The organism is Actinomadura sp. NPDC000600, from assembly GCF_040492135.1.
Lineage (GTDB): Bacteria > Actinomycetota > Actinomycetes > Streptosporangiales > Streptosporangiaceae > Spirillospora.
The window spans coordinates 95,040-120,618 of record NZ_JBEUPD010000024.1; the positions used below are offsets into that span (position 1 = coordinate 95,040).

The following is a 25,579-nucleotide window of genomic DNA, read 5'->3' on the forward strand; positions in this document are numbered from 1 at the left end:
CCTCAGACGTTCGAACTGATTCGGCCGCGGCTTCAGCCAGGGACGACGCGCAGGGCGTTCTTGTCGTGCTGGACGATCCGGGCGCCCTGCAGGCCGGCGATGGCCGAGTACCACACCGCGTGCCGGCAGCCGGTCGCGCGCCGGTCGATGACGATCTCGCCGGTCGTGCTGCTGTGTCCGGCCCCGAGAGGCTCGTCGCCCGAATCGCCGGGGAGCTCCCCCGTGGCGGAGATGCGGAAGTAGGGGCCGACCTCGTCCACGGCCAGCAGCGGGTCCTGCCCGGCCACCTCGATCACGCCGCGGTTCTCCGGGACGTCGAGGACGAACATGGCGGTCACGGCGATACCGTCTCGGTTTCGGGCGCAGGCGTCCGGGCGCGCTCCCATGCCTCGGCACGCTCCACGATCAGCTCCGCCTTGCGGGTGAGCAGCTTCTCCAGCGTGGGCTCGGGACCTGACGCCACCTCGCAGAGCGCGTCGACCGTGAGCGCGGCGTCCAGGTCCTCCTGCGGCGTGACCGGACGCAGCGCCCGGGTCAGCTCGATCATGTAGCCGTTCGGGTCGTGGGTGTAGATCGATTCGATCGTCTCGTGCATGACCTGCATCTCGCAGGGCCACTCGCTCTCGTCCAGGCGGCGCCGGTATTCGAGCAGGTCCTCTTCGGAGTCGACGTGGATCGCGAGGTGCCGGGAGTTGGCGAAGAACTCCGGCGTTCCCTCGGGGAGCCGGGCCCAGGCGTCGCCGCGGGCATCCGGGTCGCCGGCCGGTTCGTGACCGAAGTAGTAGAAGAAGGCGATCCGGTCGTCGTTGCCGATGTCGAAGAAGAAGTGGATGAAGTCGGGGTGCCGGTCGGGTCCCCAGCCCGCCGCGCAGATCGAGTGCACTACCGGGAACTTCAGCACATCCCGGTAGAACCGCACGGTCGCGGCCGGGTCGAAGGTCGGGAACGCGGCGTGGTCGACGCCCCGCGCCCGGTGCTCATCCTTGATCATCTCAACTCCGCATCTGTTCGGGTTCGCGGCGCGGGTCCCAGGTCGCGCCGTCCTTGTCGTCGCCGGGTCTCACGTTCGTGCCGTGGTGACGCACGCGAGGTCCGTGCGGCCGGAGGCGATGCCTGCGGCCAGGTCGTCCGTGCAGGACGGCGGGCCGTCGACCACCACGAGCGCACCGGTCTCGTTGCGCAGTCGTTCGCCGATCTCGAGCCTGGTCAGAAGGTGGCCGCGGTCCTGCGGTCCGGTCAGCCAGCAGCCCTGCCAGCCCTTCTGCACGAGATCGTGCGCCCGTTTGACGAGCGCGTCGCCGTGCTCGTCCCACGGATCGGTGAGGGCGATCTCCATACGGGCGAGGTCGGCGCCGCTGGTCGGCCCGCCGTCACCCGGCACGGCGGAGAGGGTCTCGCGGGAGCCGGCGTCGAGCAGCCGGGAGTCCCAGCGGCGAGCGCCGTGCGCGAACGGTCGCGCGAGCACCCAGTCGACGACTCCGTCGAGGGGGACACCGCTCGGGTCGACGCCCGCGAACTGGGCGAGCCCGCGGCGGACGACCTCGGGGTTCGTCCCGGCGAAGCGCTGGAGCGCGACGTTGCCGGTGCGGGTCATGTAGGCGACCATCAACTGGTCGACCGGAAGATGCATGCGGTGAGGGAACGAGTCCCACCACAGCCTGCTGCGCCGGGCGAGTTCCTGCAGCCGCTCCACCTGCGGGCGGCGGGCCCGCTCGTAGGCGGCCAGCGCGGTCGGCAGATCCGGTGCCCCGGTGACGGCGTCCCGCAGGGCGATGGCGTCCTCCATCGCGAGCTTGGTGCCGGAGCCGACGGAGTAGTGCGCGGTGTGCGCGGCGTCGCCGAGGAGCACGGCGTTGCCGTGCGTCCACCGCTCGCAGTGGACCGTGCGGAAGCGCAGCCAGCGGGTCCGGTTGCCGATCAGCCGATGCCCGCCGAGGTGCTCGGCGAACGTGTCGGCGAGGTAGTCCAGGGCCGCGGTGTCCGACTCCTCGGGAGGGGTCGCCTCGGACGTGGCGTCGAAGCCGGCCGCGCGCCAGGTCTCCTCGTCGGTCTCGATGAGGAAGGTGCTGCGGTCGGGCGAGTACGGGTAGGCGTGGGTGACGAAGGTCCCGTGGGCCGTCGTCGCCGGAGCGAAGATCGCCGTGTCGAGCGCGAAGTCCGCGCCGGCCCACAGGTACAGCCCGCCGGCGACGTCGACGTGCGCGCCGAACTCGGCGGCGAGTCCGGTGCGGGTCTGGCTGCTCACCCCGTCCGCCACGATCACCAGTTCCGCGTCGAGATCCGCGAGGGACGCCCGGGACCCGTACCGGATGTCGACACCCGCGGCTTCGGCGTGCCGGCTGAGGATCGCCAGCAGTTCCGGCCGGGCGATGCCGATGAGCGCCCCGTTGTGCACCCGCGCGGCCCTGCCGCCGACCAGCATGCGCATGTCGTGCGGCCGCCCCGCGGCGATGATGTCGGCCTGCGTCACCGGATCGGCGGCCTCCAGGTTGCGCTGCGTCCGCGCGGCGACGGCGACGCCGAACCCGAAGGTCCGCTCCGGCCTGCTCTGCTCGTGGACGGTGACGGTCGCCCCGGGATTCGCGAGCTTGAACAACCGGGCCGCGTAGAGGCCGCCGGGGCCGCCGCCGAGGACCGCGATGCTGTCGAGCCTCATGTGGGAGCGTTCTCCTTCTCGATCTTGCGTTCTATGTCGGCCCGGAGGTCCTTCTTGGACACCTTGCCGACGTGGGTCAGCGGGAACGCGTCGACGATCTCGAGGCGCTCCGGCAGCTTGAACCTCGCGAGGCCCTGGTCGAGCAGGAAGGAGTTGACGGTGCGGAGGGTGGGCGCCTCGGTACCGGCCTTCGGGACCACGTACGCGCAGATCCGCTCGCCCAGGACCCGGTCCGGCATCGCCACCAGGGCCGCGCCGTCCACCGCCGGATGGCGGCCGAGCAGTTCCTCGACCTCCTCGGCGTGGATCTTCTCCGCGCCGCGGTTGATGACGTCCTTGATGCGGCCGTCGATCGAGTAGAAGTCCCTGCCGCCGACCACGTGCCGGGTGACCAGGTCGCCGGTCCGGTAGAAGCCGTCCGAGGTGAAGGCGGAGGAGTTGTGCGCGGCCGCGCGGTGGTAGCCGGGGATCGTGTACGGCCCGCGGCAGGCGAGTTCGCCGAGCTCCCCGTCCGGCACCTCCTCCTCGGAGGCGATGTCGAGCACGCGCACCTCGTCGGCGGAGCAGATGCGCGTTCCCACCGTGCCGCGCCGCACCCACTCCGGCGAGTCCGGCGGCGTGTACAGGAACATCCCCTCGGCCATGCCGAACATCTGCTGCGTCGGAACGCCGAGTTCGGTCTCCAGGCGCTCGACCAGGTCCGCGGAGGGACGCTGCCCGCCGAGGACGAACCGGGTGAGGCTGCTCAGGTCCAGCTCGCGGGCGGCGGGATGCTCCAGCACCCGGATCGCCACCGCCGGCGGGACGACCGGCATCGTGGTGACCCGCTCGCGCGCGATCAGCTCCAGCACCGGACCGGCGTCAGCGGCCGGCGCGAGCACGAAGACGCCGCCCACGAGGTGGGCCGGTTGCAGGGCGGCGGCGGTGCCGGCGTTGTGCATGATCGGTAGCGGATGCAGGACCACGGCGTTCTCGTCGAGCCCCAGCGCCTCGGCCCACAACCTGGAGTTGCAGGCGTATTCGGCGTGCCGCCGGGGAGCCACCTTCGGCAGGCCCGTCGTCCCGCCGGAGAGCTGGAAGGCGACGATCCCGTCCGGGTCGATCTCCAGCGAGTGCAGCCGCGCACCGGCGTCCGCCGCCGACCCGGCGTCGAGGACGTCGTCGAACGAGAGCGCGCCGGGAGGCGCCTCACCGCGGGCGACGATCAGTGTGTCGAGGACGGGGACGGCCTTTCCGAGGCGGCCGCCCAGCCCCACCAGGTCCCGGTTGCGGAAGTCCGCCTGGACGATGTGCCCACGGGCCCCGGTGTGCTCCGCGAGCTGACCGATCTCACGCTCGCCGTGCTGGGGAAGGGTGCAGACGGGGATGATCCCGGCCTTGATGGCGCCGTAGTACGCGACGACGGTCTCGGCGACGTTGCCGAGCTGGAACATCATCCGGTCACCGGGACGCAGTGTGGTCGCGGCGAGGAGCCCCGCCGCGAAAGCGTCGCTGCGCTCGTCGAGCTCGCGGTGGGTCCACCTGATCTCGGTGGTGACCAGGGCGAGGTGCTCGGGACGGCGGGCCATGGCGCGCCGCAGCACGTCCCCGAGCGGCTCGCGCCGCCACAGGCCCTCGCGGACGTAGGCATCGGTCCGGTCGGGCGGGAAGTGCGGCGATGGAAGGGCGGCCTCATCGGCCACGGCTGCCTCCTCTGAACATAAACGTAGGATAATCGACAGTTCTGTCAGCGCCAAGCGTGCGCGACCGGCGTCGGAAACCACGTCGGTGGGATTCGTCGAACGGCGGTGGCGTGGCCGGAGGTCAGTCGGATTCGGCCGGCAGGGCCCGCCGCATCGCGCTCTCCAGGTGGGCGATGTCTTCCTTGAGAAGATCGAGCGCCGCCCACGGGCCCGGGGCGAGGGTGCGGTCGTCCGCCCGGCGGACGCCGGTCATCGCGACGTCGACGAGGACGTCCGCCACGGCCTCGGCATCGCCGCCCGTCTCGGGCCGGTACCACCAGGCGATCCAGTTGACCATGCCGAGCATCCCGAGCGCGACCGTCCGGGCCGGAAGCGGGCGGAAGGCTCCGGCCGACTCGGCGTCCTCGATCAGGCCGGTCAGCAGCTCCAGCACCCGGTGCCGGGCCCGGCGGTGCATCTCCGCGATCTCCGCCGGAAGATCCGGTTCGCTGCGGTCGAGCAGCCGGAAGCGCGTGGTGTTCCGGGCGTTGTTGACCGCGATCTCGCGCAGCGCGGCCTCGACCCGCGCGTCCGGAGCGAGGTCCTCGCGACCGCCGATCCGCTCCAGGATCTCCACGACGCGTTCCAGGACATCGCGCACCAGCGCGGCGAGGAGCTCTTCCTTGTTGCTGACGTAGTGGTAGAGCGCCGGGCGGCTGATCCCCATCGCGTCGGCGATGTCCTGCAGGCTGGTGTTGGCGAAGCCCTGCTCCGCGAACAGCCGAGCGGAGTGCTCGAGCAATTCGTTGGACACCAGGCGCCGGCGGGTCGGCTGCCGGGCCATCGCCACCTCGCCTCGGTCTAGGGTCCGCGGACGCGACTCATTCTGCCGCATGGCCGCCGTCACGCGGGCACCCCGTCCCCGGCCGCCGGCGAGGCGAGCACCTTCGCGGGAACCGTCACGCCGACGGGGCGTGGGACGAGAGCGCACGCGACGGCACCGACGACCGCGACCGCGGCGAACACCGCGACGTTTCCGCCGAGGCCCACGCCGGCCGAGAGCAGGGCGCCGCCGAGCGTGGGGCCCGTGACGGAGCCGAGCCGGCCGACGCCGCTGCTCACGCCGAGGGCGGTCGCCCGGTTCCCGGCGGGGTAGTGCGCGGCCACGTAGCCGTAGATGACGATCTGGTTCCCGGTCGTCGCCGCACCGGCGACGAAGGCCAGGGCGTACAGCACCGCGGTCGGCAGCGGCACGGCGATCAGGCCGAGCGAGACGACGGCGACGACGAACAGCGTGGCCGCGACCCAGCGGCTGCCGTAGCGGTCGGCGAGAGAAGAGCCGACGAGGCCGCCGACGACCGCCCCCACGTTGAGCAGAAGCAGGAACAGGAGCGCGGACGACAACTCGTAGCCGGCCTTGCGCATCAGTTGCGGCAGCCAGGTGTTGAGCCCGAAGACCAGCAGCATCCCGCAGAAGTTCGCCACGACGAACAGGACGGTCGCCACCGCGGCGCGGCCGGTCAGCAGCCCGCGCAGCTCCCGGCGGACGGCGGCTCGGGTCGAGCGCGCGAAGTCCGGCGACTCCGGAAGCAGCCAGATCGCCAGCGGGACGAGCGTGACAAGGGGCAGCGCACCGAAGGCGAACAGCACGCGGAACCCGGCGGGCTCCAGGAGCACGAGCGCGAGGACCGAGGCGAGGATGCCTCCAGCGGGGAAGCCGCACAACATCAGGCCGTTGACCACGTGCCGGCGGCGCTCCGGCGCCACTTCCATGACCAGGGCGATGGCCGTCGGCGGGATTCCGCCGAACCCGAGGCCCGCCAGGAACCGGAACAGCCCCAGCGACCACGGGTTGGGGGCGAGGGCGACGAACAGCATCATCAGGGAGAACCAGGCGAGCGAGACGATGAAGAGCCGTCGCCGGCCGAGAAGGTCGGTCAGGGACCCGGACGCTATGGCGCCCAGGAATGCCCCGACGAGGGCGTAGCTCCCGATCGCCCCGACCTCCGCCGGGGACAGCGCCCACTCCTTGTGGGCCAGCAGCGCGGGCACGGCGGAGCCGTAGACGATCAGGTCGTAGCCGTCGAACACGATCGCCCCGAAGCCGATCGCCACGGCCGCGACGGCGGCCAGTGGGCTCACGGGACGGGGGTGGGCGGGCGTCGTCATCCGAGCCTCCTCACTCTTTCGGTCACCCGCTCCAGCGGGTGTGGCGAAGAACATACGAAGGCGCTGACATGACTGTCAAGCTTTCGACATTGATGAAAAATCAGCCCTGGCGTGCGGCGATGCACCGGGCACTCGACTTCGCCGGGCCGATCAGGAGCCCGTCACGGCAAGTCGGCGAGGGCGGGCGTCACATCCGGCCGGGCGGGTCCTGGGCGCCCCTCGGCGGCCACCGGTGCGGCGCTGCGCAGCGGCAGTCCGTGATCGCGTCAATGGTCAACGGGGCCAATGTGGCAGACGACACAGACTCAGAAGCAGAGTTCCTGAAATGCTGCCATGCGACCTGTTGACGCGGTTCATTCTCGGCAATGGATGCACCCCAAATGATCACTCGGAGCCCTTCAACGAGCACCTGAGCAGCGAGGAGTCATTGTCGTGGCGGAACGCAAGTCGGCGGTTCCGTGGCAGCGCGGGCGACTCGTCTTCGGCGGGCTGCTTTCGGTCGGGCTCGGAACAATGACCGTAGTGGCCGGATTGGGAGGCGTCCCCGGACGGCTCGCCCTGCTCGTCACTCTCGTCGGAGTCATTCTCACCCTGGTCATCGACGCTTTCTTCCGCCGCGAGGAGAGCATCCACCACGACCAGAGCAGGCTCGCCGAGATCTCCGCAGCGCTGGCCATCACCAAATCGCTGACCGACGCACCCGCCGAGTGCCAGGCATTCGTCCGGGAGATCGCGGAGCAGTGGATCCGGATCGACGACCGCAACAGCGCGATCCTGCTGAAACTGCGCGAGGCACGGCAGCGAGCGTTCGCCGAGGACATGCGCGACCTGGCCAACGGCCAGTCCTCGCTCGGGCGCCGCCAGGAGTTCCGTCCCGGACTCCTGCCCGAACTGACGAAGATGACCGCTCTCAGCGCGACCGGCAACGATTACTGGTGGACCGGACGCGATACCACCTATCTCGCGGCGGAACGGTCCGCGGTCACCGATGGCGGCCTGATGCTGCACCGGATCCTGGTCCTGTCGAATTCCGAGATCGACGACGCCATGCTCGAGGTCCTACGGGAGCAACTGGACGCCGGAATCGTACTGGACGTGGTAATCCGGGAGGAGGTGTCGCCGCTGGACCAGAGATGCCTGACCGGCGACCGTGCCCTGGTCACCGACAAGGGCGGCATCGTCGGTGTGGTCATCCCCGGAAACGACGGGGACGACGCCATGGTCGACGCGGGCCATTTCACCATCAACGAGGACAGGATCGAGAACACCCGGGACATCCTGCAAACCCTCGCCCCCTATAGGACTCCAGCCGCCGACCTCCTGAAAAGGACACTCGGATCCCGCCCACCGCTGCCGCCGCCCCCGGCGGAGGCCGGCAGGCCGGAGGAACTCACGGCGGAAGGCGCCGATCACACGCCCACAGATGGCGTTCATCCGCCGCGTCTGCGGCAAACGCCCTGACGATCCGTAGCCCTTGTCAGCTGCACTCCCCAGGTTCCCGCCCCCCTGACTCCTCAAGGCGGTCGGCGGAAGCAGTCCAGCCCCCGCGCGTCTCCGAAACCGAACACATATGTACAGTTTCTGTCGGCGGCGGGCCTCCCTCTCTTCGCCACGACGGAGTGCCCGGTGCCCTAGCCCTCCCCTGCACTGCACACCGGACACGACGTCGGCTCTGACCTTCACCGCAATGCCGCCGATGATGGAGAAACAACGATGGAACTGGGCACAGACACCAAAGTCGTCATGCTGGCGGCTGGGCTGATGTTCCTGTGGGCGCTGGTGCTGGGCGTATGGAAGTACACGCAGATGGCCCGGTCCGAGGAGCACGTGGCCCATCCATACGTGGACACGGCGCATCGTGCCGCTCTGCTCTACTCGTTCGCCACGCTGCTGGTCGCCGCGTTCGTCCAGTTCAGCGGCTGGTCCTCGACTGTGAACCTGCTGGCCGCCGGAGTGATCGTGCTGTTCTTCACGGCCGCCATCGGCACGTACGTCTATCACGGCTGGCGCCGTGACACCGACAACCAGTTTCGTGACCGGGTCCGCGGCACCACCGCTTTCATGATCGCCCTGATCGTGGCCGAGATCGGCGGTTTCGCCGTCCTGCTCCTCGGTTTCGTGCGGGCGCAACTGCTCTGAGGGAGCGGCCGACCGGATCCCCCTGCCCACGGCAACGGGGATCGGCGAGGCCGATCCCCGTTTCGTCGTGCGTCCCCATGGGCGTGTCGAAGCTCGGAGCACTCGGGCGAGCTTCCGGGGTCAATTCCTAGTGGGCGTGCGGGGTGCCTGTCATCTGGGGCTTGCCTGGGGGGACCAGCCAGAGGGACATCATGGCGGCGGCCGCCGCGGTGATGGCGAACACGGTGAACGCGGTGGTGAAGCCGTCGATGGACGGGACGTTCGCGAGGCCCGTCGCGGCGATGGTGGAGGCCACCGCCACGCCGATCGCCGCGCCCAACTCGTGGAAGGTGTTGATCAGGCCGGAGGCGAGGCCCGCCTCCGCGTGTTCGACGTGAGCCAGGGCGGAGGTGCTCGCCGCGACGAAGACGGGACCGACGCCCGCGGCTGCGATCACGATCCCCGGGAGCAGTTCCAGCCCGACCCCGCCGTCCGCCGACAGGCCGGTCAGGAGGCCGGAGCCGACGGCGACCAGGGCCAGGCCCGCCGCGGCAACGGGGCGAGTGCCGATGGAACCCACGAGCCGTCCGGCGATGTGCGCCCCGACGCCGGTCCCGAGTGCGGCGGGCAGGAAGAGCAGGCCCGTCTCCAGAGCGCTGATGTCGCGCGCGTGCTGGAGGTACTGCGATCCGAGGAAGAACAGGGAGATGAGCAGTCCGGAGGCGACGAGCATGAGGAAGGCTCCGGCGGCCACGGGACGGCGAGCCAGCATGGTCACGTGCATCAGCGGGGTCTTCACCGTGCGCTCGATCCAGCCGAAGGCGCCGTACAGCAGGACGGCGGCGGCCAGCGGGACGAGGGTGCCGGCGGCGGACCAGCCGTCGTCACCAGCGTTGATCATTCCGTAGATGAACGCGGCCGTGGCGGCGGTGACCGTGCCGGCGCCGAGCAGGTCGAGCCGCTGCCCGACGGGACGGGCGGCGTGGCCGCGCACCACCATCGGCAGTGTTCCCAGCAGGACGAGCCCGACGGGGACGTTGACGAAGAACACCCATCGCCAGCCCGGTCCGGCGGTGAGGGCGCCGCCCAGCAGCACGCCTGCGGCGAAGCCCACTCCCCCGAGCGCGCCCCAGATGCCGAGGGCCTTGTTGCGTTCAGCGCCGTGGAAGGTGGTGGCAACGGTGGACAGCGCCGCCGGTGACAGCAGCGCCGCGCCGACACCCTGCGCGATCCGGCCACCGAGCAGCAGCGCCTCGTTCTGGGCGAGGCCGGTGGCGAGGGAGGCGGCGGTGAAGACGGACAGGCCGATCAGCATCATGCGCCGGGCGCCGAAGGTGTCGGCGAGCCGTCCGCCGAGCAGCATCAGGCCTCCGAAGAACAGCGTGTAGGCCGTGACCGCCCACGTCAGGCCGGACCGGCCGAGCGCCAGGTCGACGCCGATGTCGGGGAGCGCCACGTTCACCACCGTGACGTCCAGGACCAGCATGAACTGGGCCACGCTGATCAGCGCGAGCGCCGTCCAGCGTCGTGGATCCGGTGGTGCAGCGGAAGCCGCGACGTGGTGGTGGGTGGACGAACCGTGGGCCATGAAGGGCCTCCTAGCCCGGCGGCGCCAGAGCGCCGCCGTTAATCCGAACAGCAGTGTTCGGGTTAACGTATACCCGCCGGGGGCATAAAGCGAACAGCGGTGTTCGACTTGTTGTTAGAGTGGTGGCCATGGGAGCCAGGACGGGCGGTCGCGCGGGGGCGAAGCCGGAGGCCGGCGGCCGTCGCCGGGCGGACGCCGAACGCAACAGCGCCGCCATCATCACGGCGGCGACGGACCTGTTCGTCCGCGACCCGGACGCGAGCATGACCGACATCGCTCGCGCTGCGGGCGTCGGCAGGGTCACCCTTTACGCGCACTTCCCGTCCAGGGAGGACGTCCTCCGGGCCGTCCTTCGGCAGGCGATCGACCAGAGCACGGAGGTCATCGAAGGCGCGCGAAGCGCCGAGTCGCCGCCGGCGGACGCCTTCGCCCACCTCATCCGCTTGGCATGGCCGCTCATCGGCCGGTTCGGCAGCTTGTACAACGCCGCACGGCGGACGCTTCCGGCCGAGGAGGTCCGGCAACTGCACGACCCGCCGATGGCGCACGTCCGGGAGCTGATCGTCCAGGGGCGGGAGGCCGGAGGTTTCCGCACCGACCTGCCCGTGGAATGGCTCGTCAGCACCGTCTACGCACTGCTGCACGCCGCGATGGAAGAGGTCTCCGCGCGACGCTTCGACCAGGTCGAGGCCGGCGAGGCCCTCGTGCGAACCCTGCTTGGCGCCCTGCGCGCCGAGTAGGCGTCGCCGGCCGCCGCGGCGCCCTCGCGGGCGAGGAACTGCCCGTCGCCGGGCCGGCGGATCGGGAGGAACGCGCTGGTGGAGGTGCGGGGCTGGCGCAGCGGCGGGGCCGCTGCGGATCCGATGGGCCTGCACGACCTCGACGGTGTCCCGATGGGGTTCACCGGCCGGCGGTGGTTTCTACTGAGGGTTGGCCCGCAGCCAGGTCAGGACCTGACCGGCGTGTTCGCCCGGCGGGAAGATCGGATAGAAGACGTGCTCGATCACACCATCGCGGATGATCAGAGTCAGCCGCTTGTACAGCGTCAGCCCGCTGGTCTCGAAGGTGGGCAGGTCCAGCGCCCGGGCAAGGCTGCGGGTGGGGTCGGAAAGCATGGGGAACGGCAGGTGGAGCCGTTCGACGACCTCGCGCTGATAGTCGGTGTCCTGGCTCGACAGGCCGAACACATCGGCCGCGCCGGCGGCGAGGAGGTCCTGGTAGTGGTCGCGGAAGGAGCACGCCTCGGGTGTGCAGCCGCGCGCCCCGGGGATCGAGTCCCAGCCGTCGGGCAGGTCGGTGCCGGGACGGCCGGTGAGCGGGTAGACGTAGACCACCGTCCGGCCCGCTCCGAGCGCGTCAAGGCTGATCGCCGCGCCGCCGGTCTCCTGGAGTTCCAGGTGCGGCACCTTGAGGCCGGGCAGATGGGCGGCCGCGCCATCGTCCTCGGGGACGGGCAGGTCGGCGGGCAGGCTCGTGTAGTCGGCCATCAGGTCCTCTCCTTCGTCGGAAGGTGAGACGCGGCTGTTGCGGTGGGCGGCCTCTTGCAGGTGCGCGACCAGCGCCGCCCGGCGGGCGGTGAGCCCCTCGATCCGCCGCGTGAGCTCGTTGATCGCGTCCCGGTACCCGGCCAGTGATGCCGGGCAGTCGTCGGCGTGCCGATGGCCGGTCGCGAGGCAGTCGAGGAACGGCCTGGTCCGCTCGACGGGGATGCCGAGGCTGCCGAGCGCCCGGATCTCCTGGGTGAGCCGGACGTCGTGCTCGTCGTAGTCCCGGTAGCCGTTGGCCAGACGCTCGGGCGTGAGCAGTCCCAGCGATTCGTAATAGCGCACCGCCTTGGTCGTCACGCCCGCCCGACGGGCCAGCTCACTGATCCGCATGCATCTCACCTCGGAGAACGCTAAACCTTGCCCTTGAGGGTAAGGTCAAGCCGAATCTGGGACGGCGGCTACGCCCCGCCTTCCGGCGGCCCTTACCCGCCGGGCGGAGAACTGTGCCGCCCGGGCGCGGGGCCAGAGACCGCCGAAGCCCTTCCCGCGGCCGAGTACGGCGCGGAGGGTGGTGCCCGTCCACCACCACTCCCCGGAGGCCGGTTCCGTGACCAGTGTGGCCCGCCCTGACGATCGCGAGACATCATCGATCCGCGGCTCGGCGGGGGTGAGTCGATGAAGCGACCGAGCCGGGCGCCGCGCCGCGGACGCGCCGCCCCTGCGCCGATGGGGCCCGCGCTCACGGAGCACAAGTGGTACCGCAAGGCCGCCGAGCTGTCCGATACCGGGATGCTCACCATGGCCAGGCGGTTGCCGGCGCTGATCGGCCAGGTGCTGCGGCTCGGGTGGCGGGCGAGCCGGCGGGACCTCGCCGCGACGATCGCGTTCAACGTGGTCGCCGGGGTGTTCACCGCGTTCGGGCTGCTGGCCACCACCGGTGTGCTGACCGCGCTGCTGGCGGCCGGCCCCACCCCCGACCGGGTGCGGGCCGCGGCGCCGCAGCTCCTGCTGGTGGGGGCGGCGATCACGGTCCGCGCCGGGTTCGCGGCGGCGGCGCAGTGGGCGCAGGCCCGGCTGCGGCCGCAGGTCGAGCAGATCGTCGAGGAGCGCCTGTACGAGCTCACCACCGCGATCGAGCTGGCGGCGTTCGACGACGCCGAGTTCCAGGACGACCTGCACCGGGCGCGGATGCGGGGCGTGGACTCGGCTCCCTCCATGGTGGACAACGCCGTGAACCTGTTCACCGCCGCCGTCGGCGTCGCGGCCGCGGCCGGCGCCCTGGGGCTGCTGCATCCGGTGCTGCTGCCGCTGCTGCTGCTGACCGCGCTGCCCGAGGGCTGGGCGGCGGTCCGCGCGGCCAGGCTGGGCTACCTGACCCAGCTCGACCTGGTCGAGACCCGGCGGCGGGGCTGGATCATGTCCGAGCTCATGACCGAGCGGCGCCACGCCGCCGAGGTCCGCTCGTTCACCGTCCGGGCCTTCCTGCTGCGCCACTACGCCGGCCTGGCCGCCCACATCCGCCGGGTGATGCTGGATCTTGCGCGCCGGCAGACGATGTCGCAGGTGTGGGGCGACGTCCTGAAGGGCGTCGCCACGGCGCTGATGTACACGGCGCTGGGACTGCTGCTGTGGCGCGGCATGATGCCGCTGGCGGTCGCCGGGACGGCGGTGCTGGCGATCCGCGCCGGCCAGACATCCCTGATCAACCTGGTGTACGCGCTCAACCGCTGCTACGAGGACGGGTTGTACTTCGGCGACTACACGGCCTTCTGCCAGACCGCGGAGGAGCATGTCCGGCGCCCCCGCCGCGCCTCCCGCGCGGACGCCGCAGGACATGCGGAGGCACTGCCGGGCTTCAGGGAGATCGCCGCCGATGAGGTCACCTTCACCTACCCCGACAGCGATGTCCCGTCCCTGCACGAGGTCTCGGTGCGGCTGGGGCGGGGGGAGATCGTCGCGCTCGTCGGCGAGAACGGGTCGGGCAAGACGACCTTGGCCAAGATCCTCGCCGGGCTCTACAGCCCGCAGCACGGGCACGTCCGCTGGGACGACGTCCGCGCCGACGATCTCGATCCCGACGTCCTGCGCGGCGCCATCGCCGTCGTCGCCCAGGACCACACGCACTGGCCGATGACCGCCGCCGACAACATCACCATGGGCGACGACCTCACCGCCCCGGGCGTCCTGCCGAGGGTCCAGGAGGCCGCGACCGCATCCGGCGCCGACCAGGTGATCAGCACTCTGCCGCTCGGTCTGGACACCCTGCTGGACAAGCGCTTCGCCAACGGGTGCGAACTGTCGGGCGGGCAGTGGCAGCGGCTGGCGTCCGCGCGCGGCTTCTACCGCGACGCGCCCCTGCTGATCTGCGACGAGCCCACCGCCGCACTCGACGCCCGCGCCGAGCACCACCTCTTCGAGCAGATCCGCGAGCACGCCGGCCGGCACGGCCGGACCGTCCTGCTGATCACCCACCGGCTCTCCAGCGTCCGGCACGCCGACCGGATCTACGTCCTCGAAGGCGGCCGCGTCCGCGAACAGGGCACCCACCACGAGCTGATGGCCCTCGGCGGCTTGTACAACGAGCTGTACGAGCTGCAAGCCTCGGCCTACCGGCAGGACGCGGACGACATCCACGCCACAAGCACCGGAAACCGGCACCTTCAGCCGGAAGCCCAACCGTGAGGGCCCGGTCCTGTACCGGGTGCTCGGGGAGCACCCGGTACCGGGTGGGGCGTGCCGGGTCGGCGGTCAGGCGGACTCGCGGACGATCAGTTCGGTGGGGAGGATCTTGTAGCGTTCCCGGTCCGGTGGCCGGCGGCCGTCGGCCAGGGCCAGCAGGAGGTGGACCATCGCCGCGGTCTGCTCGCTCACCGGCTGGCGGACGGTGGTGAGCGGCGGTTCGCAGTAGCGCGCCGCCTCGATGTCGTCGAACCCGACGACGGCGACGTCGTCCGGAACCCGCCGGCCGGCGGAGCGCAGCGTGCGGAGCGCCCCGATCGCCATCATGTCGTTGGCGGCGAACACCGCGTCGAGCTCCGGGTCGTCGTCCAGCAGCTGCCGCATCGCCTCCGCCCCGGACTCGCGCGTGAAGTCGCCCAGCGCGATGATCGGCCGGAGCCCGGCGCCGCGCAGGGCCTCGCGGTACCCGGCGAGCCGGTCCTGCCCGGCGATCATGTCGAGCGGGCCGGTGATGGCGGCGATCCGCCGGCGGCCGGTGTCGAGGAGATGGCGCACGGCGGCGGCCGCGCCGCCGCCGTTGTCGTTGTCGACGTACGGCAGGTCGACCGGGACCGTGGGCCGGCCGTAGGACACGACCGGGACGCGCAGCCGCGAGAGGGCGGCGGGCAGCGGGTCGGCGCCGTGCATCGACATCAGCATGACGCCGTCCACGTGCCCGCCCGCCACGTACCGCTCGACCCGCGCGTGCCCGCCCGGCGACCCGGCCAGCATGAGCACCACCTGCTTGTCGGCGGCCTCCAGCTCGACGCTGGCCGAGCGGATCACGGTGGAGAACATCGGGTCGTCGGAGAACACCCGGGTGGGCGGCTCGGACACCACCAGGGCGTAGGAGTTGGTCTGCCGGGTGACCAGGCTGCGCGCCGCCGGGTTGGGCACGTAGCCCAGCTCGCTGATCGCCTGCTCGACGACCTCCCGGATGCGCGGGTTGACGGTCGCCGACCCGTTCACCACCCGGGAGACGGTGGCCCGGGACACGCCGGCGCGCGCGGCCACCGCCTCCAGTGTGGGCCGGCTCAATCTCGCACCCCGTTCCTGCGGATCACGTCGCGGAACCACAACGCGCTGTCCTTCACGATGCGGCGCTGAGAAGCGTAGTCGACGTAGACGATTCCGAATCGGCGCCGGTATCCCTCGGCCCACTCGAAGTTGTCCAGCAGCGACCAGACGAAGTACCCGCGCAGGTCCGCCCCGGCCTCGATGGCCGCGTGGGCGGCGGCCAGGTGGCCGCTGAGGTAGGCCTGCCGGTCGGCGTCGGCGACGCGGTCGCCGTCCGGCTCGTCGGGGAACGCCGCCCCGTTCTCGGTGACGACCAGCGGGACGTGCGGGTGGTCGCGGGACAGCCGGGTGAGCAGCGCGGTCAGCCCGGTCGGCTCGATCGGCCAGCCCATCTCGGTGGTCACTCCCCGGGCCGGCAGGAACGCGACGCCCTCGCTGCCGGGGTAGGCCGGGTCGGCCGGAGCGCCCGGCGCGGCCGCCACGTACGTGGGGTTGTAGTAGTTGACGCCGAGCAGGTCGATCGGCTGGGCGATGGCCTCGTCGTCTCCGTCCAGGACGTGGCCGAGTCCGGCGTGCCTCGCCACGATCTCCCGCACGTCGGACGGCACGGCACCCGTCAGCACCGGGTCGAGGAACTGCCGGTTGACCAGGCCGTCCACGAGCCGCACCGCGTCCTCGTCCGTCCCCATGACCGGCGAGAGGTTGAGGGTGAGGCAGATCTGCGGCGCGCCGCCGGCCCGCAGCGCGGCCGTGCCGAGCCCGTGGGCGAGCAGCAGGTGGTGGGCGGCGCGGAACGCGGCGGCGGGGTCCCGGCGCCCGGGCGCGTGCAGGCCGGAGGCGTAGCCGAGGAACGCCGCGACCCATGGCTCGTTGAGCGTGGTCCAGACCGTGACCCGGTCGCCGAGCCGCTCGTGGACGGCCGCCGCGTAGTCGGCGAACCTGAGGGCGGTGCTCCGGTCGGCCCATCCGCCGCGCTCCTCGAGCGCCTGGGGAAGGTCCCAGTGGTAGAGGGTGGCGTACGGGTCGATGCCGTGCGCGAGCAGTTCGTCGACCAGGCGGTCGTAGAAGTCCAGGCCGCGCGGGTTGATCCGGCCGGACCCGTCGGGCTGCACCCGCGGCCAGGCGATCGAGAAGCGGTAGGCGGGCAGCCCCAGCTCGGCCATCAGCGCGACGTCGGCGGCGTACCGGCGGTAGTGGTCGCAGGCGACCTCACCGGTGTGGCCGTCGGCGACGGCGCCGGGCCGGGCGGAGAAGACGTCCCAGATCGACGGGCCGCGCCCGTCGTCGCCGGTCGCGCCCTCGATCTGGTACGCCGCGGTGGCGGCGCCCCATACGAACCCGGGTGGGAAGGCGAGCGTCCGGCCGGACGCGCCGGTGTCGGTGTCGGTGCGCGTGCTCATCCCTTGACCGCCCCCTGCATGATGCCTCCGATGATGCGTTTGCCGAGCAGGGCGAAGACCAGCACCAGCGGCAGCGTGGCCACCGCGGTGCCGGCCAGGCCGAGCGTGAAGTCCTGGACGTAGCCGCTGGCGAGGGCGGACAGCGCGACCTGGACGGTCGGGTCGTCCGGGGTGAGGACGACCAGCGGCCAGAAGTAGTCGTTCCAGGCCGTCATGAACGTCAGCATGCCGAGGACGGCGGCGGCGGGGCGCGCCACCGGCGCCACGACGTGCCAGAAGAGCCGCCAGTTGCCGCAGCCGTCCACGCGCGCGGCCTCCAGCAGCTCGGTCGGCAGCGCCCGGGAGAGGTACTGGGTCATGAAGAAGACCCCGAACGCGTTGACCAGGGCTGGGGCGATGACCGCGTACAGGGTGCCGGTCCAGTGCAGCTTGATCATCAGCATGTACAGCGGGATGATCCCGAGCTGGGTCGGGATCATCATGGTCCCGATGGTCAGCCCGAGCAGCAGGTTCCGGCCGCGGAAGCGCAGCTTGGCGAACGCGAAGCCGGCCAGCGTCGAGAAGAACACCACCGACGCGGTGATGGAGCCCGCCACGATCAGGGAGTTCAGCAGCGCGAGCGCGAACGGTGCGGTGTCGAAGACCTTGGCGATGTTGGCGAACAGGTTGCCGCCCGGGATCAGCGGCGGCGGCACCTCGGCCATGGCGCTGTTGTCCTGCGAGGCGACGATGACGCTCCAGTAGATGGGGAAGGCGGAGAAGAACGCCACCCCGATCAGCGTGAGGTGGGTCAGCCTGTGGGTCAGCAGGCCGCTGGTGCGGGATCCGGTCATGACAGGCCTCCCTTCATGCGGCGGGCGAGCAGGAAGTTGACGCCCACCGCGACCATGACGAGCAGCAGCATCAGCCAGGCGGCGGCCGACGCGTAGCCGAAGTCGAAGTTGCGGAAGCCCAGCTCGTAGAGGTAGAGCGACAGCGTCTGGAACTTGCGGCCCGCGCCGCCGGTGGCGATCGCGCCGGGTCCGACCTGGGCGCCGAACAGCATCGGCTCGGCCATGATCTGCATCGAGCCGATGGTGGACACGATCATCGTGAACAGGATGGTCGGCTTGATCATCGGCACGGTGATCGAGCGCAGCTGCTTGAGCCGCGACGCCCCGTCGATGGTCGCCGCCTCGTAGAGCTCCCGCGGGACGGCCTGCATCGCGGCCAGGTAGATGAGGGCGTTGTAGCCGGTCCAGCGCCAGATGATCATCAGGGCGATGGCCACGTGGCTGGAGGCGGTGCCGGCCTGCCAGTCGACGCGGCCGGCGCCGAGGTGGGTCAGCACCATGTTGATCAGGCCGTAGTCGCGGCCGAACAGCTGGCTGAAGATGACGACGACCGCGACGACGCTGGTGACGTTGGGCAGCAGCAGGGTGATGCGGTAGAAGGTCTGCGCCTTCAGCGGCCGGTTGAGCAGGTGGGCCAGCCACAGCGCGAGCAGCAGCTGCGGCACCGCCGACAGCACGCCGATCGACGCGGTGTTGAACGCCGCGTTCCAGAAGTTGCCGTCGGACAGCAGGGCGCGGAAGTTGTCGAGGCCGACGAAGCCCTGGTCGCCCTTGAGCAGGCTCCACTCGTGCAGCGCGACCCAGGCCGTGTACAGCAGCGGGAACAGCCCGAACACGGCGAAGATCACAAGGAAGGGCGAGACGTAGGCGTACGGGCTGACGGTGCGGTCGAACCGGTTCCATCGTGAGCCGCTCGGCCGGTGCCGGGCGTGGGTGGGGCCGGTTCGCCGCCGGCCCCTGGTCGTGGGGAGCGAATCGGTCTGGCGCAGGGCCATGGAAGATCCTTTCGTGAGCCCGCCCGGACGCGGCGCGGGCTCCGGGATCGGCGCGTGCGGCCGGCGGATCCCCGGGGAACCGGGGACCCGCCGGTGCGCCGTCACGCCGGCGGGCTACTTGACCTTCGACACGTCGTCGAGGGCCTGCTTCCAGGCCTGGTCAGGGGACTGCTTGCCCTGGTCCACGCGGGTCAGGCCGTTGCCGATGGCGGCTCTGACCTGGCCTTCGGCCGGACCGAGGTGCTGCGGGTCGAGGCTCTTGGCCGAGTCGGCGTAGATCTTCCCGACCGGCGCCCCGTTGAAGAACGGGTTGGTGTAGTCGCGGACCTCGGGCTTGTCGTACAGCGCCGGGAGCGAGGGGAAGTTGCCGATGGCCTTGAACACCGCCTCCTGCTGCGGCGCGGCGGAGAGGAACTGCACCAGTTCGGCGGCCTCCTTCTGATGCTTGCTCTGGGTCGGCACCGTGAGGTGGGTGCCGCCCGCGCTGCCGCCGCCGCCCGGGATCGCGGCGATGTCCCACCGGCCGGAGGAGCCCGGTGAGTGCTCCTGGATGTAGGCCATCATCCAGGCCGGGCAGGCGACGGTCGCGAAGGAGCTCTTGGCGAAGCCGGTGTCCCACGCGGGGGTGAAGGAGGTCAGCTTGGCCGACAGGCCGTCCGAGACCATCTGCGTCGACAGGTCCCACGCCTGCTTGACGGCGGGGTTGGTGGCCGCGACGACCTTGTCCTGCCGGTCGTAAACGCCCTCCGGGGCCTGTGCCACCATCGCGCGGAAGAACTCGCCTGGCCCGTCCACGAACTTCACGCCGGACGGGGCCTTCGCGGCGAAGCGCCGGCCCGTGGCCAGGAACGCCTGCCAGTTCGGCCACAGCGCGGACACCTTCTCGCGGTCGGCCGGCAGCCCGGCCTTCGCGAACAGGTCGCGCCGGTAGCACAGCGCCAGGCCGCCCACGTCGGTGCCCAGCCCGATCACGGCGCCGTTCGCGGCGACGCCCTGCTGCCACTTCCAGGACAGGTACTCGCTCTGCCGGCTGGACGCGCCGTACTTGCGCAGGTCCACGAACCGCTGCGGCTGCGCGGTGTAGGTGCCGATGTAGCCGACCTCGATCGCCTCGACGTCGGCCGCGCCGCTGCCGGTCGCGATGTGCGCGGCCAGGTTGGTGTGGTGGTCGTCGTAGGTGGCCTGGCGTTCCTTGATCCGGACGTTCGGGTGGGCCTGCTCGAACTGCCGGTAGAGCGGCTCGAACCCGAAGTCGCCGAACAGGCCGACCGAGAGCGTGATGTCCTCGTCGCCGGAGGCGGACGATCCGCCGCAGGCTCCGGTGAGGAGCAGCGCGCCGGCGGTGATGGTCGCGGCGAGGGCCCGTGCGGGCGCCCCTCCTCGCGTGCGGGGACGGGCGCGGTGGCCGCCCAGTGCCGATCTCATGAACCCTCCCGGGCCGAGTGTGCGTCTGTTGGTGAGAGAGCGCTCTCCGAAGAGAGTGGGGCGTCGCCGCGTCGGCTGTCAACGGGTTCGCCTACAAGAAACCTGGATTGCCCTCCCATCGCGCGTGTCCGGGATTCGGTATTGACGGCGCCGCAAGATTGCGCTCTCCTGTGTGAGAGCGCTCTCTCAGTGGCGCCGTTCGCGAACCCCGCCCGCCCTCCAACCCACCCCCCTCCGCACGGCGTCCGCTTCCGGACGCCCCGCGGAACAGATCTTGGGAGGCGTCAACGATGAACGCGTCCGACATGTCCCGGCCACCAGGTCGCCGGCGGCCGAGCCGCGCCCGCGCGCGCCTGCTCGGTGCGCTCTCCGCGCCCGGCCGCGCCCCCGCTTCCGGACCGCCGCCGGGCACCGCCCGCGGCCCCGCCGGCGCGAGGCGGCCGTACCAGGCCCTGCTCGCCGCCGGCGTCGCCGCGCTGGTCGCCGGAGTCCTCTGCTTCGCGGCCCTGCGTCCCGGCGACGCCGCCGCCGACACCGTCGGCGCAGGCGGCTACACCACCACCCAGGTCGGCCCGCTGCCCTCGGGCTGCGGTTCGATCTCGACCGACCCGCGCCAGTGGGTCACGGCGAACGCCCCGTCCGGTGCCGTGCCCACCAACGACTGGTGGTCGTCCATCCTGTGGAAGCGCACGAACTGCGCGTACGGCGAGCCGCTGGCCGCCAATCCGCTGACCTTCCGCGCGCAGGCCGGCGGCCTCGGGTTCTCCTACACCACGACGCCGTCGATCAGCGGCTCGGCGACCGGTCCCGGCGAGTACCACTTCCCCTACCGCGAGGACTTCGTCGCCGGGGTGGCGCAGCTGAACGCCCCCGACGTCAAGGTCGACGGCTGGAGCGACTGGACGGTCAGCCCGTACCTCAGCGACGGGGCGCGCTCCCTGCGCGCCACGGTCGGCAAGGGCCTGCCGTTCGCGTACTTCCGCACGTCCGGAGGGAACGCGCAGCTCACCGCCTCCGGCGGGGCCGCCCCGACGGTCTGGTCCAACAGCGGATCCTGGATCGGCTACACGATCAACGGCCACGACTACGCGGCCTACGCCCCGTCCGGAGCGACCTGGACGGTCAGCGGCTCGACGATCAGCTCGTCGCTCGCCGGGAAGGACTACTTCTCCGTCGCCGTCCTGCCGACCACCGCGTCGGCCAGCGACGACGACCGCAAGAGCCTGGCCACGACCTACGGAAAGTCCGCATACGACCACGTCACCGGCACCAAGGCCTCCTACCGGTACGACGAGGCGAAGAGCACCGTGACGACGACCTACACCTACACCACCACCGCCATGGAAGGCGGCGGCACGGGCACGGTCGCGGCGCTGCTCCCCCACCAGTGGCGGTACCTGGCGTCGGGCACCCCGCTGCCGCAGGCGTACGTCTCGCCGCGCGGCGCCCTCAAGGTGCTCACCGGGATCGAGTCCTTCACCACCTCGATGGTCTTCCACGGGGTGCTCCCGGAGGTGCCCGCGGTCGCGGACTCCGGCGGATCCGACGCGACCACGCTGCAGAACTACCTCGCCGCCGAGAAGTCCGACCCGACCAAGCAGGTCAGCGACGACACGTACTGGACCGGCAAGGGCCTGGGGCGCGCCGCCCGCCTCGCGGAGATCGCCGACCAGACCGGGAACACGGCGGTACGCGACGCCGCCCTGTCGGCGATCAGGTCCAAGCTCACCGACTGGTTCACCGCCTCGCCGGGGAAGACGGCGCACCTCTTCTACTACGACCGGAACTGGGGCACCCTCATCGGCTACCCGGCCTCCTACGGGTCGGACCAGGAGCTCAACGACCACCACTTCCACTACGGCTACTACATCGCCGCCGCGGCCACCCTGGCCAAGTTCGACCCCCAGTGGGCGTCCGAGGACCGGTACGGCGGAATGGTCGACCTGCTGATCCGCGACGCGAACAACTACGACCGCGCCGACACCCGGTTCCCCTACCTGCGGGACTTCGACATCTACGGCGGCCACGACTGGGCGTCGGGGCACGGGTCGTTCGCGGCCGGCAACAACCAGGAGTCGTCGTCGGAGGGCATGAACTTCGACAACGCCCTGATCCAATGGGGCCAGGCCACCGGGAACAAGGCCGTCCGCGACGCGGGCATCTACATGTACACGACGCAGGCGGCGGCGATCCAGGACTACTGGTTCGACACCAAGGACCAGGTCTTCCCCCGCGACTTCCCGCACAACGAGGTCGGCATGGTGTGGAGCGACGGCGCGGCGTACTCCACCTGGTTCTCCGCCGATCCCGCCAAGATCCAGGGCATCAACCTGCTGCCCGTCACCGGCGGCCACCTGTACCTCGGATACGACCACGACTACGTGCTCACCGACTACAAGGACATGCTGACCAACAGCGGAGCCACCCAGCCTCTCTCCTGGACCGACATCTGGTACGAGTTCCTCGCGCTCGGCGACGGGGACAGGGCACTGGCCGACTTCCGCGCGAACAGCGGCTTCACGTCCGAGGAGGGTGAGAGCAAGGCGCACACCTTCCACTGGATCCGCAACCTGGCCGCGCTGGGGCACGTCGACACGAGCGTCACCGCGGACAGCCCGCTGAGCAGCGTCTTCACCAAGAACGGCGAACGGACGTACGTCGCCTCCAACATCACTTCGACGGACCTCACCGTCCACTTCTCCGACGGCACGACCCTCGCCGTGCCCCCCGGCAAGACCGTCGCCTCCGGCGCGAACGAATGGAGCGGCGGCAGTGCGACCGGAGGCGGCGACGACGGCGGGACGCCCACGCCGACGATCACGCCGACGGTCACGCCCACGGGGACGCCCTGGAAGCCGACCCTGTACCCGCAGAGCGACGGGAGCGTGCTGCCGGCCCCCGGCACGACCGGCACCGCCACCCTCGCGTCCGCCGGCGGGCAGACCCACGACGGGACGCCGACCGACCCGGTGACCTTCACCGCCGAGGGGGTGACCCTCAAGTACAACGGCGGCGCCACCGCCCTGGATCTCGCGGTCGACGCCGGCACCGCGGTGGGGAACGGCCCCCAGGTGCGGATCTCCTACGACCGCACCGGTGACGGGACCTGGGACAGGGTGGAGACCTACCACTACTTCGCCACCGACCCGGTACCCGGCTACGAGCACTACACCCAGCGCACCGGCCTGGAGTCGGCGACCGGGTCTCTAGGCGACCTGGACGGCGGCACCGTAAGGATCGAGGTCTGGAACGCCATCGGCACCAACCCGACCACCCTCGGCACCGGCGACAAGTCCGTCGTCACCCTCCCCTACAACTGACCGCACTCCCCTTTCGGCGGCGTCACGGCTCGGAGCGGATCGCCTGGACGACGGCACCGTCCACGACGCAGTACACCGTGCCGCCCATCGCGGTGTAGTACTGCGCCGTACCCACCGTGCGAAGGACGTCCTCGAAATCGAAGCGGCGACGTAGGCGGCCTGTCGGCAGATCAAGCACCGACAGGCCGTCGACGGCGCCGTAGTACACCAGCGATCCCAGGATCAGCGGTCGTTCGCGTTGCCCCTGGCCGACTTCGCGCTCCCAGCGGGGCGTGCCTGTGGCGGCGTCCAGGGCGACGATCCGGCCGTCGTTGTCGGTGACCACCGCGAGCCCTCCGCCCACCGCGGGGACCAGGAAGTCGCGCGACCCCTCATTGCCGGCCGCGCCAGTGACGGAGCGCTTCCACCGCAGGCGCCCGGACGCCGGATCGATGGCGTAGAGGGTCCCGTCCTGGCCGCCGACGAACACGGTGCCGCCGGCGACTCCCGCCGGGGCTCCCTTCCCAAGCTCGGACGCCGCGGCGCCGCCGAGGGCGACGCTCCACCGCTTCCGGCCGGTCGCCGCGTCGAGGCCGAGGACGGAGCCGTCCTCGGTGATGACCACCACCACGCCGCCCGCCGCCATCGGCGTCGTGCTGGAGCCGGCGCCCGTCCGCACCTGCCAGCGCGCGTTGCCGGTGACGAGGTCGATCCCGTAGACGAAGCCCTTCCCCGTGCCGAAGCAGCACATGCCGCCCGAGAGCACCGCCTGGGTCTGGAGCAGGCCGTCCACGCGGTACTGCCAGCGCGGCCGGCCGCTCACGGCGTCGTACCCGTACAGCCCGTACTCCCCGGTGCCGCTGCTGCCGGTGAGGCAGACGACCCCGGACGCGGCGACGAGGGCGGGCGCGAGTCCGAAGGTCTTCAGCGGCTGGGTCCAGAGGGTCTTGCCGGTCGCCTCGTCGAACCCGACCACGGCCTCCCGGCCCGTGGAGTCGTAGAGGAAGCCCCGGCCGCCGAGCAGGGCCGGTGACGACTCGCGGGCCGCCGTGAAGTCGGCCTGCCACCTCTGCTTCCCGGTCCGGGCGTCGAGCGCGAACGTGCGGCCGGCCAGCCCGGCGGAGCCGAACGCGTACACGGTCCGGCCCGACGCGACGAGCCGCGTCCTGATGTACGTGCTGTCGGGCAGCTCGAACGTCCAGCGGACCGGGGAGTCGTCCCGTCGCAGGAGGAAGGCGCCGGTCCCGCCGGCGGCCAGGGCCGCCAGGACGCCGCCCGCGCCGAGGGCCAGGAAGACGCGACGGCCCGGGGCGCGGGGGGCGGCGGGCTCGCCCCGCCGGGCGACGTCGTGCGCGACGGGCGGCGGGAGCCATTGCGTGCCCTGCGCGGCGGCGGCCGGGTCGTCGGACAGCTGCGCCAGCAGCCAGTCGGCACCCGGCCTGCGGGCAGGATCCTTGTCCATGCATGCCGCGATCAGCGCGCGGAGACCGGGATCGGCGACGCCGTCCAGGTAGGGCGGCAGGTGCATGACGCGGTACACCAGCTCGTGGACGGCGCCCCGTCCGAACGGGCCGGCACCGGTGGCGGCGTAGGTCAGGACGGCGCCGAACGAGAACACGTCCGACGGCGGCCCGACCGCCTCGCCGGCGGCCTGCTCGGGGGACATGTAGGCGGGGGTGCCGAGGGCCACGCCGGTCCGCGTCAGCGCGGTGGCCTCGCTCGGGCGGGCGATGCCGAAGTCGATGACGCGCGGGCCCTCGGGCGTGAGCATCACGTTGGACGGTTTGAGGTCGCGGTGCACGATCCCGGCGCGGTGGATCGACACCAGCGCCTCGGCGAGCCCGGCGCCGAGCGCGCGGACCGCGGGGGGCGGCAGCGGCCCGTGCGCCGCGACGGCGTCCTCCAGGGAGAGCCCGCGCAGGAACGTCGTGGCGAGCCACGGCGGCGAGGCGTCGGGGTCGGCGTCCACCACCGGGGCGGTGTGGACGCCGCTGACCGCGCGGGCCGCCGTGATCTCGCGCCGGAACCGGGCCCGGAAGTCGCCGTCCTCCGCCATGGCCGGATGAATGATCTTGATGGCGACCGTCCGGCCGGCGGGCGAGCGGCCGAGGAAGACCTGCCCCATGCCGCCCGCGCCCAGCCTGGCCACGACGCGGTAGGGCCCCACCTGCCGCGGGTCTCCCGGACGTGTCGCGGACATCGGTTCTCCGTCT

General features: G+C 71.6%; 19 protein-coding genes. 5 read left to right on the forward strand and 14 right to left on the reverse strand.

The window, feature by feature from the left end; translation table 11 throughout:
• Positions 1 to 32 precede the first annotated feature (32 nt).
• From ABWI07_RS29660 to ABWI07_RS29685, 6 genes are all read right to left on the reverse strand, one after another.
• Positions 33 to 338, reverse strand: coding sequence for a hypothetical protein (locus ABWI07_RS29660; RefSeq protein ID WP_353820525.1), 306 nt, complete (start codon positions 336 to 338; stop codon positions 33 to 35).
• Positions 335 to 991, reverse strand: coding sequence for a VOC family protein (locus ABWI07_RS29665; RefSeq protein WP_149256904.1), 657 nt, complete (start codon positions 989 to 991; stop codon positions 335 to 337). The genes ABWI07_RS29660 and ABWI07_RS29665 overlap by 4 nt, the downstream gene beginning before the upstream one ends.
• A 69-nt stretch (positions 992 to 1,060) precedes the next feature.
• Complete coding sequence (locus tag ABWI07_RS29670) at positions 1,061 to 2,656, reverse strand: FAD-dependent monooxygenase (protein WP_353820526.1); 1,596 nt, start codon at positions 2,654 to 2,656, stop codon at positions 1,061 to 1,063.
• Entirely contained in the window at positions 2,653 to 4,338 is a 1,686-nt protein-coding gene (locus ABWI07_RS29675; RefSeq protein WP_353820527.1) for a (2,3-dihydroxybenzoyl)adenylate synthase, read from the reverse strand. Before ABWI07_RS29675 ends, ABWI07_RS29670 begins: the two co-directional genes overlap by 4 nt.
• 121 nt (positions 4,339 to 4,459) lie before the next feature.
• Positions 4,460 to 5,161 (reverse strand): TetR/AcrR family transcriptional regulator, encoded by a 702-nt coding sequence (locus ABWI07_RS29680; protein ID WP_353820528.1) that lies wholly within the window; start codon positions 5,159 to 5,161, stop codon positions 4,460 to 4,462.
• A 59-nt stretch (positions 5,162 to 5,220) separates the two neighbouring features.
• On the reverse strand, positions 5,221 to 6,486 hold the full coding sequence (locus ABWI07_RS29685; protein WP_353820529.1) for an MFS transporter: 1,266 nt from the start codon (positions 6,484 to 6,486) through the stop codon (positions 5,221 to 5,223).
• Positions 6,487 to 6,918: 432 nt separating this feature from the next.
• Between ABWI07_RS29685 and ABWI07_RS29690 the strand changes: the two genes are divergently transcribed.
• Together ABWI07_RS29690 and ABWI07_RS29695 are read left to right on the forward strand one after the other, a co-directional pair.
• Positions 6,919 to 7,947 (forward strand): hypothetical protein, encoded by a 1,029-nt coding sequence (locus tag ABWI07_RS29690; RefSeq protein WP_353820530.1) that lies wholly within the window; start codon positions 6,919 to 6,921, stop codon positions 7,945 to 7,947.
• A 252-nt stretch (positions 7,948 to 8,199) separates the two neighbouring features.
• Positions 8,200 to 8,625 carry a hypothetical protein gene (locus tag ABWI07_RS29695; protein ID WP_353820531.1) on the forward strand — a complete coding sequence of 142 codons (426 nt, stop codon included), beginning with the start codon at positions 8,200 to 8,202 and terminating at the stop codon, positions 8,623 to 8,625.
• 127 nt (positions 8,626 to 8,752) lie between these two features.
• Here ABWI07_RS29695 and ABWI07_RS29700 read toward each other — a convergent pair whose 3' ends face one another.
• Complete coding sequence (locus ABWI07_RS29700) at positions 8,753 to 10,192, reverse strand: MFS transporter (RefSeq protein WP_149256911.1); 1,440 nt, start codon at positions 10,190 to 10,192, stop codon at positions 8,753 to 8,755.
• Positions 10,193 to 10,320: 128 nt separating this feature from the next.
• Between ABWI07_RS29700 and ABWI07_RS29705 the strand changes: the two genes are divergently transcribed.
• Entirely contained in the window at positions 10,321 to 10,932 is a 612-nt protein-coding gene (locus tag ABWI07_RS29705; RefSeq protein WP_149256912.1) for a TetR/AcrR family transcriptional regulator, read from the forward strand.
• A gap of 180 nt (positions 10,933 to 11,112) precedes the next feature.
• On the opposite strand, the gene ABWI07_RS29710 is transcribed toward ABWI07_RS29705, so the two are convergent.
• Positions 11,113 to 12,069, reverse strand: coding sequence for a redoxin family protein (locus tag ABWI07_RS29710; RefSeq protein WP_353820532.1), 957 nt, complete (start codon positions 12,067 to 12,069; stop codon positions 11,113 to 11,115).
• 285 nt (positions 12,070 to 12,354) lie between these two features.
• Here ABWI07_RS29710 and ABWI07_RS29715 point away from each other — a divergent pair, with 285 nt between their 5' ends.
• Positions 12,355 to 14,361 (forward strand): ABC transporter ATP-binding protein, encoded by a 2,007-nt coding sequence (locus tag ABWI07_RS29715; protein ID WP_200841624.1) that lies wholly within the window; start codon positions 12,355 to 12,357, stop codon positions 14,359 to 14,361.
• Positions 14,362 to 14,427: 66 nt separating this feature from the next.
• On the opposite strand, the gene ABWI07_RS29720 is transcribed toward ABWI07_RS29715, so the two are convergent.
• From ABWI07_RS29720 to ABWI07_RS29740, 5 genes are all read right to left on the reverse strand, one after another.
• Entirely contained in the window at positions 14,428 to 15,435 is a 1,008-nt protein-coding gene (locus tag ABWI07_RS29720; protein ID WP_149256913.1) for a LacI family DNA-binding transcriptional regulator, read from the reverse strand.
• Positions 15,432 to 16,814: a GH1 family beta-glucosidase gene (locus tag ABWI07_RS29725; protein WP_353820533.1), complete on the reverse strand. Its 1,383-nt coding sequence runs from the start codon at positions 16,812 to 16,814 to the stop codon at positions 15,432 to 15,434. Before ABWI07_RS29725 ends, ABWI07_RS29720 begins: the two co-directional genes overlap by 4 nt.
• Entirely contained in the window at positions 16,811 to 17,647 is an 837-nt protein-coding gene (locus ABWI07_RS29730) for a carbohydrate ABC transporter permease (protein ID WP_149256915.1), read from the reverse strand. Before ABWI07_RS29730 ends, ABWI07_RS29725 begins: the two co-directional genes overlap by 4 nt.
• On the reverse strand, positions 17,644 to 18,642 hold the full coding sequence (locus ABWI07_RS29735) for a carbohydrate ABC transporter permease (RefSeq protein WP_353820535.1): 999 nt from the start codon (positions 18,640 to 18,642) through the stop codon (positions 17,644 to 17,646). Before ABWI07_RS29735 ends, ABWI07_RS29730 begins: the two co-directional genes overlap by 4 nt.
• Before the next feature lie 114 nt (positions 18,643 to 18,756).
• Complete coding sequence (locus ABWI07_RS29740; protein WP_149256917.1) at positions 18,757 to 20,067, reverse strand: ABC transporter substrate-binding protein; 1,311 nt, start codon at positions 20,065 to 20,067, stop codon at positions 18,757 to 18,759.
• Positions 20,068 to 20,357: 290 nt separating this feature from the next.
• Between ABWI07_RS29740 and ABWI07_RS29745 the strand changes: the two genes are divergently transcribed.
• Complete coding sequence (locus tag ABWI07_RS29745) at positions 20,358 to 23,387, forward strand: glycosyl hydrolase (RefSeq protein ID WP_353820536.1); 3,030 nt, start codon at positions 20,358 to 20,360, stop codon at positions 23,385 to 23,387.
• A 22-nt stretch (positions 23,388 to 23,409) separates the two neighbouring features.
• Here ABWI07_RS29745 and ABWI07_RS29750 read toward each other — a convergent pair whose 3' ends face one another.
• The gene (locus ABWI07_RS29750; protein ID WP_353820538.1) at positions 23,410 to 25,566 is read right to left on the reverse strand and encodes an outer membrane protein assembly factor BamB family protein; all 2,157 of its coding nucleotides are present in this window, start codon (positions 25,564 to 25,566) and stop codon (positions 23,410 to 23,412) included.
• Positions 25,567 to 25,579: the final 13 nt, after the last annotated feature.